The organism is Amycolatopsis sp. NPDC050768, from assembly GCF_040654155.1.
Classification (GTDB): Bacteria; Actinomycetota; Actinomycetes; order Mycobacteriales; family Pseudonocardiaceae; genus Amycolatopsis.
Window position 1 is genome coordinate 143870 of sequence record NZ_JBFAHL010000019.1, and the last position, 15151, is coordinate 159020.

General features: G+C 71.0%; 12 protein-coding genes. 11 read left to right on the forward strand and 1 reads right to left on the reverse strand.

The genetic code is table 11. The features are described 5' to 3' along the window. The first annotated feature begins 29 nt into the window (after positions 1-29). The 4 genes from AB0H62_RS40355 (at position 30) to AB0H62_RS40370 (ending at position 6178) form a co-directional block, all read left to right on the forward strand. The gene (locus tag AB0H62_RS40355; RefSeq protein ID WP_360591873.1) at positions 30-1445 is read left to right on the forward strand and encodes an aldehyde dehydrogenase family protein; all 1416 of its coding nucleotides are present in this window, start codon (positions 30-32) and stop codon (positions 1443-1445) included. A gap of 29 nt (positions 1446-1474) precedes the next feature. Further along, complete coding sequence (locus tag AB0H62_RS40360; protein ID WP_360591874.1) at positions 1475-3595, forward strand: acetate--CoA ligase family protein; 2121 nt, start codon at positions 1475-1477, stop codon at positions 3593-3595. Beyond that, positions 3595-5286 (forward strand): CoA-transferase, encoded by a 1692-nt coding sequence (locus AB0H62_RS40365; protein WP_360591875.1) that lies wholly within the window; start codon positions 3595-3597, stop codon positions 5284-5286. The genes AB0H62_RS40360 and AB0H62_RS40365 overlap by 1 nt, the downstream gene beginning before the upstream one ends. A 61-nt stretch (positions 5287-5347) precedes the next feature. Continuing rightward, positions 5348-6178, forward strand: coding sequence for an enoyl-CoA hydratase-related protein (locus AB0H62_RS40370; RefSeq protein WP_360591876.1), 831 nt, complete (start codon positions 5348-5350; stop codon positions 6176-6178). 47 nt (positions 6179-6225) lie between these two features. Here the strand turns inward: AB0H62_RS40370 and AB0H62_RS40375 are convergent, their stop codons facing one another. Continuing rightward, the gene (locus AB0H62_RS40375; RefSeq protein ID WP_220239163.1) at positions 6226-6972 is read right to left on the reverse strand and encodes an SDR family oxidoreductase; all 747 of its coding nucleotides are present in this window, start codon (positions 6970-6972) and stop codon (positions 6226-6228) included. A 208-nt stretch (positions 6973-7180) separates the two neighbouring features. Here AB0H62_RS40375 and AB0H62_RS40380 point away from each other — a divergent pair, with 208 nt between their 5' ends. The 7 genes from AB0H62_RS40380 (at position 7181) to AB0H62_RS40410 (ending at position 15063) form a co-directional block, all read left to right on the forward strand. Continuing rightward, complete coding sequence (locus AB0H62_RS40380) at positions 7181-8368, forward strand: ABC transporter substrate-binding protein (RefSeq protein WP_255638818.1); 1188 nt, start codon at positions 7181-7183, stop codon at positions 8366-8368. A 28-nt stretch (positions 8369-8396) separates the two neighbouring features. Then, positions 8397-9275, forward strand: coding sequence for a branched-chain amino acid ABC transporter permease (locus AB0H62_RS40385; RefSeq protein ID WP_220239165.1), 879 nt, complete (start codon positions 8397-8399; stop codon positions 9273-9275). A 2-nt stretch (positions 9276-9277) separates the two neighbouring features. Continuing rightward, on the forward strand, positions 9278-11008 hold the full coding sequence (locus AB0H62_RS40390) for an ATP-binding cassette domain-containing protein (protein ID WP_360591877.1): 1731 nt from the start codon (positions 9278-9280) through the stop codon (positions 11006-11008). Next, positions 10995-11699: an ATP-binding cassette domain-containing protein gene (locus tag AB0H62_RS40395; protein WP_220239167.1), complete on the forward strand. Its 705-nt coding sequence runs from the start codon at positions 10995-10997 to the stop codon at positions 11697-11699. Before AB0H62_RS40390 ends, AB0H62_RS40395 begins: the two co-directional genes overlap by 14 nt. A 23-nt stretch (positions 11700-11722) precedes the next feature. Beyond that, a complete protein-coding gene (locus AB0H62_RS40400; RefSeq protein WP_360591878.1) occupies positions 11723-12619 on the forward strand; it encodes a cyclase family protein in 897 nt (298 codons plus the stop codon). 452 nt (positions 12620-13071) lie between these two features. Further along, on the forward strand, positions 13072-13881 hold the full coding sequence (locus AB0H62_RS40405; protein WP_220239169.1) for a DeoR/GlpR family DNA-binding transcription regulator: 810 nt from the start codon (positions 13072-13074) through the stop codon (positions 13879-13881). Between the two features lie 111 nt (positions 13882-13992). Beyond that, positions 13993-15063, forward strand: a complete 1071-nt coding sequence (locus AB0H62_RS40410; RefSeq protein ID WP_360591879.1) for a hypothetical protein — start codon at positions 13993-13995, stop codon at positions 15061-15063. The last annotated feature ends 88 nt before the right edge of the window (positions 15064-15151 follow it).

Consider the following 15151-nt stretch of genomic DNA (forward strand, 5'->3'; position numbering starts at 1 on the left):
CCACCACCAGGGGAGAAGAGGGGACGATCGTGCGTTCACAGGATTTGTTCATCAACGGACAGCGCGTGTCACGCGAAGCAACAGCCGAGGTTCGCAGCCCGTGGGACGGGCAGCTCGTCGGCACCTACGCGATGGGCGGCACCGAAGACGCCACCGCCGCCGTGACCGCCGCGCACCACGCGCTGGCCGAAGGACTGCCGCCGCACCGCCGGGCCGAGGTGCTCGGGGCCGCGGCGCGGCTCGTCGGCGAGCGAGCCGAGGAGTTCGCCCGGCTGTTGCTGCTCGAAGCGGGCAAGCCGATCACGGCCGCGCGCGGCGAGGTGCAGCGCGCGATCACCACGCTGCAGCTCTCGGCCGACGAGGCTCGCCGGCTTCCGAGTGAATCCGTGCAGATGGACGCTTTCCCGTCCGGTGACGGAATGTTCGCCTTCACCGTGGCCGAGCCACTGGGTGTGGTCGCGGCGATCACGCCGTTCAACTTCCCGCTGAACCTGGTCGCGCACAAGATCGGCCCCGCGCTGGCGGCCGGCTGCCCGGTGGTGCTCAAGCCGTCGGAGCGGACGCCGCTCACCGCGGGCCTGCTCGTGGAGGTCCTGGCCGACGCGGGGCTGCCCGCCGGCTGGCTGAACCTCGTGACCGGCGACCCCGCGCAGATCGTGAAGGCGTGGCAGGAGGACGAGCGCGTGGCCGTGGTCTCGTTCACCGGTTCGGCCGCCGTCGGCTGGCAGATCAAGGCCGGTTCGCCGCACAAGCACCACATCCTGGAGCTCGGCTCGAACACCGCGATGGTGGTGGACGCCGACGCCGACCTCGACCGCGCGGTCGCCGCCGCCGTGGCGTCGGGCTACGGCTTCTCCGGCCAGGCTTGTGTTTCGCTGCAACGGCTTTACGTCCACGAGGACGTGGTCGACGACGTCGTGGCCAAGCTCGGCGCGGCCGTCGCGGCGCTCGCCGTGGGCGACCCGGCCGACGAGAATACCGTGGTCGGCCCGCTGATCAGCGGCCAGGCCACCGAACGCGTCACGGAGTGGGTCCAGGGCGCTGTCAGCGAAGGCGCCCGCGTGGTCGCCGGCGGCGCGCTGCGCGAAGGCGTGCTCGAACCGACCGTGGTCACGGACGTCCGGGCGGACTCGGCGCTGCTGTGCAGCGAGGTCTTCGGCCCGGTCGTCACCGTGGTGCCCGTGAAGGACGTCGCCGCGGCCATCGCCGCGGCCAACGACTCCCGCTTCGGCCTCAACACCGCGATCTTCACCAACGACCTCACCAACGCCCTGCAGTACGCCAAGAAGGCGGAAGCGGGCTCGGTCCTGGTCAACGTGGCGCCCGCGTTCCGCGCGGACCACATGCCCTACCGCGGTGTCAAGGAATCGGGCCACGGCCGCGAAGGCGTGAAGTACGCCGTGGCGTCGCTGGTCGCCGAGAAGCTCGTGATCCTCGCCGCCTGAGCGGCGGGGACGAAGGAAAGGTCAGCTCAGTGAGCGAGAACGGAGTGCGGTTCCGCGACATCCGCGGTCTGCTCGAGGCGCGCAGCGTCGCCGTGGTCGGTGCGTCCGACCGGGAAGGCAACGTCGGCGGCACGGCGATCGGGCACCTGCTGAAGTTCGGGTACACCGGTGAGATCTGGCCGGTGCACCCGTCGGCCGAGACGGTGGCGGGCCTGCCTGCCTACCGCAGTGTGGCCGACCTTCCGGGCGCGGCGGACCTCGCCATCCTCGCGGTCCCCGCGGCCCGGGCGGTCGACCTCGTCGCCGAGTGCGGCGCGGCCGGCATCCGCAACGGCGTCGTGTGGGCCGGTGGGTTCGCGGAGTCCGGGCCGGAGGGCCGCGCGCTGCAGGACCGGCTGGTCGAGGCATGCGCGGCGGTGGACTTCAACCTGTGCGGGCCCAACTGCCTGGGCCTGATCAACACGGGCACCAAGCTCACGGCCACCTACAGCTCGGGCTTGTTCGATTTCGAAACCATGCTCACGGGCACGGTGTCGATGGTGAGCCAGAGCGGCGGGATCACCGCCGCGTCGATGGCACTCGCCGCCCGCGCCGGGTGGGGATTCCGGCATGTGGTGAGTGTCGGCAACGAGGCCGTGGTGTCGGCCGCCGACTTCATCCACCACTACGCGAACGACGACGGTGTGCGCGTGATCGCGGCGTACCTCGAAGGTGTGCAGGACGGGGCGAAGCTCGTCGCCGCGTTGCGGGAAGCACACGCGGCCGCCAAACCTGTGGTGATTTTGAAGGGTGGGCGTTCGAAAGAGAGCGCCGAGGCTGCGAAATCGCACACGGCGGTGCTCGCGGGCGTGGACAAGGTGTTCAGCGCGGTGATGCGCGACTGCGGCGTGACGCTGGTGGGCTCGCTGGAAGAACTGCTCGACACGGCGTCGCTGTTCAGTTCGCTTCGTCCGGAGCAGCTCGGGGCCGGCGGGCGGATCGCCATCACCACGACCGGTGGCGGGGGCGGGGTGCTCGCGACGGACCAGTGCGTTTCGCGCGGGCTGGCCGTGCCGCGGCTGTCCGAGGCGACAGTGGGGGCGGCGGCCGCGAAGCTGACGCCGCTGGCGGCGGTGGGCAACCCGACCGACCTCACGCCGGAGTCGTTCTACCAGGCGAAGTGGCGCTCGCAGCTGCCTGAGGCGCTGGGCGCGATCGCGGCGGACGAGGGTGTGGACGGCGTGCTGTTCCTCGCCCAGGCGATGCGGCACCGGGCCGCCGAGGTGGTGGCCGCGGTCGAGGCGCTGCGCGGGGCGACGGACAAACCGGTGTGCGTGAGCTGGCCGCTCGCGCCGGACGAGGCGTTGCGGTCGCTGGCGGAGCTCGGGATCTACGCGTTCCCCGAGCACGATCGGGCGGCGCGGGCGCTGGGTCACCTCGGCCGGTACTCGCCGGCCGCCGGGGCCGCCTCGGCGGATGTCGCCGAGGTTCCGGCGGCGGTCGGGCCGGTGGTGGACGGCTGGGTGGTTTCCGAACCGGCCGTGGTGGCGGAACACCGCGCGCGTCCGTTGCTGGCCGCCGCGGGGCTGCCGGTGGTCGAAGGGATCCACGCGCATTCGGTCGACGAGGCCGCGGAGTTCGGTTTCCCGCTGGTGCTCAAGGGCGTGACCGACGAGGTCACCCACCGCTACGCGGCCGGGCTGGTGAAACTGGGGGTGTCCGGCCGTGAAGAACTGAACACGGCGTGGAAGTCGATCACCACCCGCGCCGAGGCCGACGGCGTGTCCCTCGACGGGATGCTCGTGCAGCGCATGGCCGACGGGGACACGGAGTTCCTCGTCTCGGCGTTCACCGACGACCAGTTCGGCGTGATGGTGAGCGTCGGCGTCGGCGGCGTGCTGGCCGAGGCGCTCGACGACGTGGTGCTCATGCGGGCGCCGGTGAGCGCGGTGTCCGCGGCCGAACACATTCGCGGGCTGAAGGTGTTCGAACGTGCGCCGAAACTCACAGCCGGTGTTGATCTTCCCGCGCTGGGTGCGTTCGCCGCGAACCTCGCCGCGCTGGCGTCCGCCTTGCCGTGGCGGAAGTTCACGCTCGAGATCAACCCGGTCAAGGCGGACGGGTCGGGTGTCGTGGCGCTGGACGCGCTGCTGATCGTGGAGGCCGTGTGATGAGCGAGTCGAAGGTGCTGCCGCTGGCCGAGGCGGTCGAGAAGTTCGTGCGGCCGGGTGCGTTCCTGCACCTTGCCTACAACGGCGGCCGCCCCAACGCGGCGGTCGCGGAGATCATCCGGAAGTTCGCCGGCACCGAGCCGGGGTTCCGGATCAGCGCACAGGGGTTCGTGAACACGCAGCACGCCCTCGTCGCCGCGGGCCTGGTGAAGACGCTGACCGTGGCGTACGCGGGGGAGAACTTCCCGAGCCCGCGCCCGAACCCTGCGCTGCAACGGGCTTCGGCAGACGGGTCCGTCGAGATCGAGAACTGGTCGATCTGGACGCTCACCGCGCGGTTGATGGCCGGAGCGCTCGGGGTGCCGTTCTTGCCGGTGCGCTCGCTCGCCGGCAGCACGATGGCGCAGGAGCACGCCGGTCGCGACTACCACGAGGTCGGTCCGGACGGCGCGGTCTCGCCGGTGGTCACGGCGCTGCGGCCCGACCTGGTGCTGCTGCACGGGCTCGCCGCCGACCCCGCGGGCAACGTGATCCTGGCCCCGCCCTACGGCGAGGGCGCGTGGGGTTCGCTCGCGGCCCGCGACGGCGTGATCGCGTGCGTCGAGGAGATCGTGGACGACTCCTTCATCCGGCGGCACAACTCGCTGCCGATGATTCCCGCACACGCGGTGCGCGCGGTCTGCCACACGCCGTTCGGTTCCCATCCCTACGGGTTGCAGCCGGTGGGCCTGGAAGGCGTCAGCGGGTACGTCGAGGACGCCGAGTTCATGGACGAGCTGCGCGCGGTCGCCGCGGACCCCGAGGAGCTCGCGCGGTGGACCAAGAAGTGGATCACCGGCGTGCGCGACCACGACGCGTTCCTGGCGCGGCTCGGAGAAGACCGGCTGCGGACGCTGCGCGAGGGCCGGCCGGTCGTGTGGCCGCCTTCCCTGGCGACCGGGCCCACGGTCGAGGAGCGGATGACGCTCACGGCCGCCCGGATCGTCGGGGATCGCATCACCGTGGCGGGCCACGACGTCGCGCTGGCCGGGATCGGGTTCGCGCACCTGGCCGCGTGGGTCGCCGTCGCGCGGTTGCGGTCGGCGGGCTCCCCGGTGCAGTTGGCCGCCGAACTCGGGATGTCCGGATTCGAACCCCAGCCGGGAGATCCTTACCTTTTCGCCGGCCGGAACCTCCCGACCTGCCTGCAGCTCACCGACGTGATGACCGTGCTCGGTCGTGACATGGCGGGACCGGGCACGTCCAGCATCGCGGTGCTCGGGGCCGGACAGATCGACGCGGAGGGCAACATCAACTCCACCGTCGGCGCCGACGGCGGGTTCCTCGTCGGCTCGGGCGGCGCGAACGATGTTGCGTCGGCCGCCGACGACGTGGTCGCGGTGGTGAAGCACTCGCCGCGGCGGCTGGTCGAAACCGTGCCGTACGTGACGGTGCCCGGCCGGCGCGTGTCGGCGATCGTCACGTCGGAAGCGGTGCTGGAACGCCGGAACGGCCGTTACGAGATCACCAGCTACGTCGAGGTCCCCCGCACCGACCGGGACGCGACGCTGCGCAAGATCGTCGAACGCACCGGATTCCCGGTCACCGTCGCCGCCGACTGCCGGCCCGAGCCGCTGCCCGACGCGGCCGACCTCGAACGGCTGCGCGGCTACGACCCGCAACGCGTGTTCCTCGGCAGTGTTCCGGCCTGAGCCGCGCTCGTACCTGACCCGCGCGGAAACCGAGCCACTTCAACGAAAATCAGGAGAAACCATGGCCGAGTACGAGTCCCCGTACGATCCGTCCACCATGCCGAGCGGTCTCGAGCACGTGGTGTACGAGAAGAAGGGGCACGTTGCCTACGTCACGATCAACCGGCCCGACGTGCGCAACGCCCTGCACACCTACGCCTACCTCGAGCTGCGCCAGTGCTGGCTCGACATCGCGCGCGACCCGGAGATCTTCGTCGGCATCGTGACCGGCGCGGGCCCCGCGTTCTGCGCCGGGCGCGACATCAAGTTCCTCGCGCAGCACCAGGCCGAGGGCAAGCGCACGCCGCACGAGGACCCCAACAGCCCGGTGTTCCACTGGGGCGGCGGCGGGATGCCCGAGGACGTCGAGCTCAACAAGCCGCTGATCTCGGCGGTCAACGGGTTCGCCGTCGGCGTCGGGCTCACCCTCGCGCTGCAGTGCCAGCTGCGCGTGATGGCCGACGACGCGTGGCTCGGCGACCAGCACACCAACGTCGGGCGTCTCGGTTCCCCGCACCTGAAGTACACGGCGCTGCCGCGCGCGACGGCCGCGTACCTGACCCTCTGCAATGGACGGTTGAGCGCGCAGGACTGCTTGCAGCAGGGCATCGTCAACCGGGTGGTGCCGCAGGACAAGCTGATCGAGGCCGCCGAGGAGATCGCGGAGATGGTGTGCCGCAGCTCGCCGCTCGCGGTGCAGGCGACCGTGCAGCTCTACCGGATGTCGGCGGCTGAGCCGACGCTTTCGGCCTACGCGAAGCACTTGGACAAGGAGATCGCGGAGAGCGACGACGGCGCCGAGGGGCCGCGCGCGTTCCGCGAGAAGCGTGCTTCGAAGTGGACGGTGTCCTGACCTCCCGCCTCCCGTGCCGGGGCCAGTCCCGGCACGGGAGCCGCGCGTCAGGTGCGGGCGCGTTTGCCGCCGTCGACGACCAGCGCTTCGCCGGTCACGAAGCTCGCGTTCGCCGACAGCAGGAACGCCACGGCGTCGGCGATCTCGTCCGGCCGCGCACGGCGGCCGAGCGGGTTTCCGGCGGGAACGTCCTCCGTGGACATTCGCTGCGCGTCGATGCTGCGCATCATCCGGCCCTCGACGGCGCCGGGGCACACGGCGTTCACGCGGATCCCGCGCTCGGCGGCCTCGACGGCGGCGGCACGGGTGAGGCCGAGCACGGCGTGTTTCGACGTCACGTAGGCGACGTTGCCGGCGCCCGCGGCGAACGCGGCGCCGCTCGCGGTGTTGACCACGGCGGCGCCGTCTTCGAGGCGGGGGAGCATGTGCTTGAGACCGAGGAAAACCCCGCGCACGTTCACGGCCATCACGCGTTCGAACGCGTCGAGGTCGAAGTCGGGGATGAGGGCGCGCGGGCCTTCGATCCCGGCGTTGTTGAAGAACGCGCGGACCGGGCCGAGGCTCGCCGCGTGCTCCGCGTAGGCGGCGACCTGTGCGGGGTCGGTCACGTCGGCGGTGTGGCCCTCGGCGGTCGCGCCGTCGGCTCGCAGGGCGGCGACCGTCGCTTCGACCCGGGCGGTGTCCACGTCGACCACGAGCAGGCGGTGGCCGTCGCGGGCCAGGCGGGCGGCGGTGGCCGCCCCGAGGTCGCCCGCGCCGCCGGTGAGCACCGCGACCGGTGGTGGAGTAGTCACGTGTCCTGCCTTTCTTCGAACGGATCCCGGGTCCAGGTCATCAGAACGGTGATCGAATGGCAACAAGGAATGTTGGAACATTGACATCGTGAGCGGGTCACCCTACGTTGCGACCAGCTTGAGAGACGGAGGCACCTCGATGGGGCCACATCGGACAGCCGGGCACCGTGGAATCCGTGGGTCCCGGCGATCCTTCGGGTTGCGCGCCGTGCTCGTGCTCGGCCTGCTGGCGGCGCTCGCCGGCTGCGGCGGCGGTTCCGCACCGCCGGGAACACTGGGCGACGGTCCGATCCGGATCGGGGTCGCCGTGCCGCTCACGGGTCCGAACGCGACGGTCGGCAGCTCCGTGCGTCTCGGCGCGGAGGTCGCCGTCGCCCAGCTCAACGCCGCGGGCGGTGTGCTGGGGCATCAGCTCGAGGTCGTCACGGCCGACACCACGTCGGACCTCACGCAGAGCGTGCAGGAGGTGCGGCGGCTGATCCTGCAGGAACACGTGGACGTGCTGGTCGGACCGACCGCGTCCGGCCAGGTGTCCGCGCTGATCACCACGATCAACGCCGCCGACGTCTACAACGTGCAGGGTTCCGCCTCACCCGCCTTCGGCCCGAAGGCCGCGCCCAACAGCTTCTCGATCACCGCGAGCGCGGGCGACCAGGGCCTGGCGCAGGTCGGGTTCGCCACGAGCAAGCAGTACCGGAAGATCGCGATCCTCTCCGACACCCTCGAGTACGGCCGCCTCGGCTCGGCCGCCATCCGGGCCGCGGCGAAGCAGAACGGGATCGCCGTCACCGGCTCGGCGGAGTACCAGTCGGGCACCGCGGACATGACCTCGCAGGTGCTGAACCTGAAGAACACGAACCCGCAGGCGCTGATGGTGTTCGCGTCCAACGGCCAGGACACCGGCCGCGCGCTCAAGGCGCTGCAGGACCTGCACTGGGACGTGCCCGTGATCGGCAACTACGGCACCACGTTCACCGGGCCGGCCACCGCGATCGCCGGGCCCGATGCGTACCGCAACGTCACCGCGCTCGAGTACCCCGGCTTCGGCGCCTGCTCGGCCGCGCAGGTCCCGGCGGAGACGGCGCAGTTCCGCACGCAGCTCAAGGCGTTCGACGCCAAGGCCGCGGCCACCGCGCAGACCGACCTCGCGGCCAACACCCACGACTCCGTGTTGTTGTTCGCCGCCGGTGCCGACGGTTCGAAATCGATCACCGGCAGTTCGGTCGCGAACTGGCTCGAACACCACGCTTCCGGGCTGAAGGACGGCTACGTCAACGCGCCGTTCGGCATCACTCCCGCGTCGCACTTCCTCACCTCGCACGACGCGCTCGTCGCGGTCGCGCCCGGCACGGCCGTGGTGCCCGGGGTGTTCAAGAAGGTGGCCGGATGCCGGTGACCGGGGCGCAGCTTCTCGAGAGGGAACCATGCAGGAACTAGGAATCGTCCTCGTCCGGGGTATCGGCAGCGGCGCGATCTACGCGCTCATCGCGATGTCGCTCACGATCATCTACAACACCAGCACCATCCTGAACTTCGCGCAGGGCTTCTGGGTCGTGGCCGCGGGCGGTCTCGCCGTGTCCTGGCTCCCGGCGGGCGTCGGGGTGGGCGGGTACGTGCTGGGGCTGCTCGCCGTCGTCGCGGTGATCGTCGCGCTGGTGTCGGTGCAGGGGGTGGCGACGCTGCTGCCGCTGCGGGGCGGCACGAGCCAGCATTCATGGCTGGTCACGACGCTGGCGGCGTCGGTGATCATCGGCGCGCTGGTGGAGCGGACGCTGGGCAGCGACTCACTCAACATCCCCACCGTCTTCGGCAGCTTCGGTGTGTTCGGGGTGCAGACTTCGGTGCTGTACCTGGTCGCGATCGCGTTCGCGGTGGTCGTGTTCGCCGCGTTGTCGCTTTTCTACCGGCGCACCGATGCCGGCCTCGCGATGCAGGCGCTGCGGCAGGACTACGACGTCGCGCGCGCCGCCGGGATCCCCGCACGGCGGCTGCAGATCGCGTCGTTCGCGATCGCCGGGCTGATCCTCGGCCTCACCGGGTACCTGTTCGGCCCGATCCTCGCGTTGTCGAGCACGAGCGGGCTGAACCTGGTGATCGGCGGGTTCACCGTCGCGATCGTCGGCGGGCTGAGCTCGCTGCGGGGCGCGGTGCTGATCGGCCCGCTGTTCGGCATGGCGACGCAGGCCGCCACCACGTGGATCGGCGCGGACTTCCAGTCGGCGGTGGTGCTGGGGATCCTCGTGGTCGTGCTGCTCGTCGTGCCCCAGGGCCTGTTCGGCCGTCCTGCCGCGAGAAGGGTGTGAGCGTGCCTCGACGACTGTCTTTTGTGAACTCCTCCGCCATGCGCGAGTCCGGGGTGGGTGCGGTGATCCTCGCGCTGGCCGTGCTCGTGCCCGCGCTGGGCGGCGACCCGTACTGGGCCTACGCGCTGACAATCGTGGCGATCTACTCGATCGCGTCGGCCTCGACCAACGTGCTGCGCGCGGAGTCCGGCCAATACACCTTCGGCCAGGGCGCGATCTTCGGCGCCGCCGCGTACAGCACGGCGCTCGCGACGGCGACGTACGGCTGGAACCCGGTGCTCGCGGTGCTGCTCGGGATCGCGATCGCCGGGGTGCTCGGGCTGCTGCTGGCGTTGCCGGCGTTGCGCGTGCAGGGTTACTACCTCGGGTTCGTGTCGCTGGCGGCCGCGGTGGTGTTCCCGCAGCTGCTGTACGGGTTCAGCACGTTCACGCACGCGGTGTCCGGTGTGCCGCTGACCGTGGTGCGGCCGGTCGACGCCCACAGCGGTGCGTTCCAGCCGTTCAGCCTGATCGTGCTCGCGTTGGCGATCCTGGCACTTTTCGGACACGCGGTGTTGCGTAGTTCACGGCTGGGGCGGCGGATGCGTGCGGCGGCGATCAGCCCCGAAGCGGCCCAGACGCTGCGGATCCGGCCGGGGCGGGTGCGCGTGGCGGCTTTCGTGATCGCCGCGGTCGGTGCGGGCGTCGCGGGTGCGTTGTACGCGCCGTACTTCAGCTTTGTCAGCCCGGACGCGTTCCCGGTGTCGTTCAGCGTGTTGCTGTACTTCACCGTGGTGGTCGGTGGCGACAGCACGATCATCGGACCGCTGTTCGGGTTGTTCGTGCTGTACGTGGTGCCGAACCTGCTGCTCACGAAGTTCTCCGACTACCGCGACCTGATCTACGGTGTGCTCGCGTTCGTGATCATGGCGCTGCTGCCCGACGGGCTGCTGCCACCGCTGAAACGCCTCGCGGCGCGGATCTGGAAACCGGCGCCGAAGCCGGTCGTGGACATCCCGGCGATGATCGGGCGGTTGGAGGGCGAGCGGAAACCCGGGAAGGGTCTGGAGCTCGCGGTGTCCGGGGTGACGAAGCGGTTCGGCGCGGTCGTGGCGCTGGACGGTGTCGGCTTCGAGGCCGTGGCGGGCAAGGTCCATGCGCTGATCGGTCCCAACGGGTGTGGGAAATCCACCACGCTGAACGTGATCTCCGGTCTCGTTCGTGCGGACGCGGGTGAGATTTCGCTCGACGGGGTGTCCGAAAACCACCGCCCGGCGGTGGATATCGCCACAGCGGGTGTTGCGCGGGGATTCCAGACGCCGCGGGTGTTCGACTCGCTCGACGCGTGGGACAACATCGAGCTCGGCATCCGGGAAGGTTCGGATCGGGACTACGCCTGGATCCGCGACGCGTTGCGCGGCGTGCCGGTCTCCTCGTTCACCCATTCCGAGCGTCGCTGGCTGGAGCTGCTGCGCATCTGCGTTTCGGCGCCGCGGCTCGTGTTGCTCGACGAACCGGCGGCGGGGTTGTCGCTCAACGAACGGCAGCAGCTGGTCTCGCTCATCCGCAGCCTCGTCGCGGTGAGCGGGGCGACGGTGGTGCTCGTCGAACACGATCTCCCACTGGTGTGGGGGATAGCGGACACGGTGACGGTGATGTCCGAAGGCCGGGTCCTCACGACCGGCGTGGCGGCCGAGGTGCGGGAGAGCGAGTCGATGGACGTGATCGTGGGGAGCGGCCGTGCTGCGCGTTGAAGGACTGCGGTCGGGCTACGGCTCGATGACCGTGCTGCACGGAGTGGACCTCGCCGTCGACGCGGGCGAACTGCTGCTCATCGCCGGCGCGAACGGCGCGGGCAAGAGCACGTTGCTCTCGACGATCGCGGGGTTCGTTCCCGAACAAGCCGGCACCACCACGCTCGACGGCACTCCGCTGCGCCGCGGCCCTTCGGCCCGGGCCCGCGCGGGTGTGCGGCTGGTACACCAGGGCCACCGGGTGTTCGGGGAGCTGACCGTGCGGGACAACCTGCGCCTCGGCGGTTACGGCCTGCGCGGCGCGCGGCGGACGCAGCGGTTCGACGAAGTGGTGACCGCGTTCCCGCTGCTGGCCGAGCGGCTGGACGTGTTCGCCGGCGACCTGTCCGGAGGGCAACAGCAGGTGCTCGCGATCGCACAGGCGATGATGCTGGACCCACCCGTTCTGTTGTGCGACGAACCATCGCTGGGCGTGGCGCAGGTGCTGATCCCGCCGATCATGGCCGCGCTGCGGGCGCGCGCGGACTCGGGGCGCGCGGTGGTGGTCGTCGAACAGCTGGTGGACCAGGCGATCGAGTACGCGGATCGGCTGGCGATCGTGGACCGCGGGACGATTCCGTTCGACCGTCCGGCGGTGGAGTACGAACGCGATCCCTCGGTGGTGCGCGAGATCCTGCTGGGAGCGGTGTGAGCGGAAAGCGATCGGAGGAACGGATGACGGAGCGGCCGGCCTACGCGGACCTGCCCGGCGGCGACGCCAGTGGGTTGTTCGGGGCGGGCGACGCGCTGGGTGCGCTGAACCTGCAGACGCCCAGCGCGATCGCGCACGCGGCGACGCTCGTGCGGGAGGGCGCGGTGTTCAGCCTCAACGCGCCCGTCGACTGGGTGGACCCGCCGTTGTTCAGCCGCAAGCAGGTCGAACACCACGTGTTCACCACCCCGCGCGGCAACCTCGACGACTGGCTCGACGGCTACTACCTCCAGGCTTCGTCGCAGTGGGACGGGTTCCTGCACGCGCGCCGGCCCGACGGCGGCTTCCACAACCGGCTGCCCGCCGCGGACCACGGCGTTCACGTCTGGGCGGCGCGCGGCATCGCCGGGCGCGCGGTGCTGCTGGACATCGGAGCTTTCCTCGCGGATCAGGGCCGGCCGCTCGACTGGCGCACGCGCGCCGAGATCACGGCGGCGGACCTGGAGGCGTGCCGCGCGGCCTGCGGGGTCGAGCAGCGCCCGGGCGACATCCTGCTGATCCGCACCGGCTGGGCCACGGAATACGAGCGCGCGCCTGCCTCGGAGCGCGCGGCGGTGCGCGAGGACACGACGGGCCCGGGCCTGGCGGCCGACGAGGCGCTCCTCGCCTACCTGTGGGACTGGGGCATCAGCGCGCTGGCCTGCGACAACATCGCCGTCGAGGCGCTGCCGCTCGGCGAGGCCGCCCTGCACCCGCGCCTCATCGGACTGCTGGGCGTGCCGCTGGGCGAGCTGTGGTGGCTCGACGAACTCGCCGCCCACTGCGCCCGTGACGGCCGCTACGAATGCCTCCTCACCTCCGCCCCGATCAACCTGCGGGGCGGCGTCGGCTCTCCTGCCAACGCGATCGCCTTGAAGTAAGGCCGGGGCGCCGGGTCGTAGGGGCGCGGTGGCGGGTCTTGGGTGGTCGGGGGCGAGAAAGTTGCTGTCTGGGGCCGTCCCGCCCGCGATTGGCCTGAAGTAGGGCTGGCGCCGTGAACTCGGGAAGCACGACGGCGACCTCGGCGCTGTCGGGATGAAGCCGCGGGCGCGGTGGCAGGTCTTGGGCGCTCGGGGGGCTAGAAACTCGCTGCATGGGACCGCCCCGCCCGCGATCGGCCTGAACAAGGCCGGAAAACGCCCGGGCGAGGGGGCCGGTCGGGGCCGCCCGGAAACTGCGCGACCTGGGGGTGGGCGAGAAAGTCGGCGCCGGGGGACCGGTGGTGGGGCCGCGAGGTGGTGTTCGGGAAATGACACTGGTTAACATCGGACGGATCCGGCAGGGCCCGTCGCGGTGACGGGGCCGCCGGGAGCGCCGAGACCCGGAGGAACGCGTGACATCCGAGACCCAGCTGTCGCCCGCACAGGAACGTCGGGGCAGGCTCGTCGCGCTGGTGGAGGCGCAGGGGTTCTGCACCGTCGCCGAGCTGGCCGTCGCGCTGGATGTTTCCGAGATGACCATCCGGCGGGACGCGCGGCAGCTCATGGGCGAGGGCCGCATGCGCAGCGTGCACGGCGGCATCACCATGTTGCCCGCCGCGGCCATCGACGGGACCGACTTCCACGCCCGCACCACGCGCCACGGCGACGCGAAGAAGGCGATCGCCCGCAAGGCGCTGGAGCTGCTGCCCGACGCCGGCGCCGTCGCGTTCGACGCCGGTACGACCACACACGAGGTGGCCAAGCTCCTGCCCGACGGCGCGCGCCTGCAGGTGGTGACGGCGTCGCTGCCGATCATCAACACGTTGCTGGGCCGCGAAGGCTTCGACGTGATCAGCCTCGGCGGCACGCTGCACCAGAGCTCGCAGTCGTTCGCCGGCCCGATGACCGTGGCCGCGATCGGCGAGCTGCGCGTGCGGACGCTGCTGCTCGCGGCGTCGGGGCTGACGAGCGAAGGTGTGTTCTGCGGCAACCACTTCGACGCCGTGTCCAAGCGGGCCCTCGTGGAGGTGGCCGACGAGGTGATCCTGCTGGCCGACTCCAGCAAGTTCGAGCTCTCGGCGATGGTGCGGGCGTGTTCGCTCGGCGACGTCGACGTGTTCGTGACCGACGACCGGCTGCCCGACCGTTACCGCAAAGCCTTGCGCGAGTACAAGGTCGAGGTGATCACGGTGCCGATCGAGGAGGACCACGCGATCGCCTGATGTTGCTTTCTTGTCAGTGCGATGTTGTTTTATTGACATCGCTGGTGCGGCGCGCCTAGGTTCGGATGGGCGTCGGCGCAGCGGCCGGCCCGGGCGAGAGGACGGGGTCGCATGACGGTTGAGATCGTTCCCGAGGCGGAGCTCGAAACGGCGCGCGAGGGACTGCGCGAAGTCCGGGCTCGCGGCGTGCGGTGGCTGCTCGACCACGTCGGCGACGACGGCAAGCCCGCGGCAGCCGACCTTCGCAACGGCTACTACCGGATGCCGTGGACGTTCGCGCTCGTCGGCGAACGTGAAGTCGCCGCGCAGGTGATGTCCTGGATCGAACGCAACGCGCTCACCGCCACCGGCGACCTGCGCGAAGGCGTGCCGCGCGAGGCGTTCACCTCGCGCTGGGCGACCTACCCGCATTCACTGCTGGCGCAGGGCGCGTGGGCGCTGGAGCGCTACGACACCGCGCTGGCGCTCGTGGACACCATGCGGAAGTCCTTCCAGGATCCCGAAACCGGCGGCGCGTTCATGGAACGACAGGAAGCGCGCACCGGCCGACAGTTCGTGTTCCCGACCGCACAGCTCGGGCTGGCCGCGCTCGCGAGCGGACAGTCGGACGTGGCGCAGGCGGCGTTCGGCTGGTTCGACCGGCTGTGGGCCGCGCAGCCGGAGTTGCCGCACGTGCTCTACGCCTCCTGGGGGCTGAACGGCCTGCGCACCGTCGCCGACCAGGACGACGAGTTCATCAGCCGCGTCGACTTCCGCGAGCCGCGCCAGGCGTTCTACAACCCGGGTATCAGCGCCGCGTTCCTCAGCCGCTACTACATGGTCACGCGCGACGAGCGGGCGCGCGAGATCGCCACAGGCATGCTGCGGCTGTCCGCTTCCGGCACCGAGGCGCAGTACAACCACTGGGAGTCGATGCAGATCTGCAAGTTCGGCTGGGGCTCCGCGATGGCCGCCGAGATCGACCCGGCCGGCGACCACCTGAAGCACGTGCTGCGCATGGCACGCTGGTACATCGACTCCCAGCGGCCCGACGGCAGCTGGGTCCCGAGCGGTTTTCTCGTCGCCGAGCCGAACGACAGCCACGCCATCGAGAAGACCGCCGAGCACACGCTGTGGGTGCACATGATGCTCACGAGCCTGGCCGCCGCGGCCGACCGCGGACCCGTGGCCGCCGGCCAATAGAGTCCACAAAGGACACTGGCCGCCGTCCGGTGGAGGACACCGCGGCGTTCACCCGATCCGGTGGCCTTCGCGTGTCGAACGGCTGAGC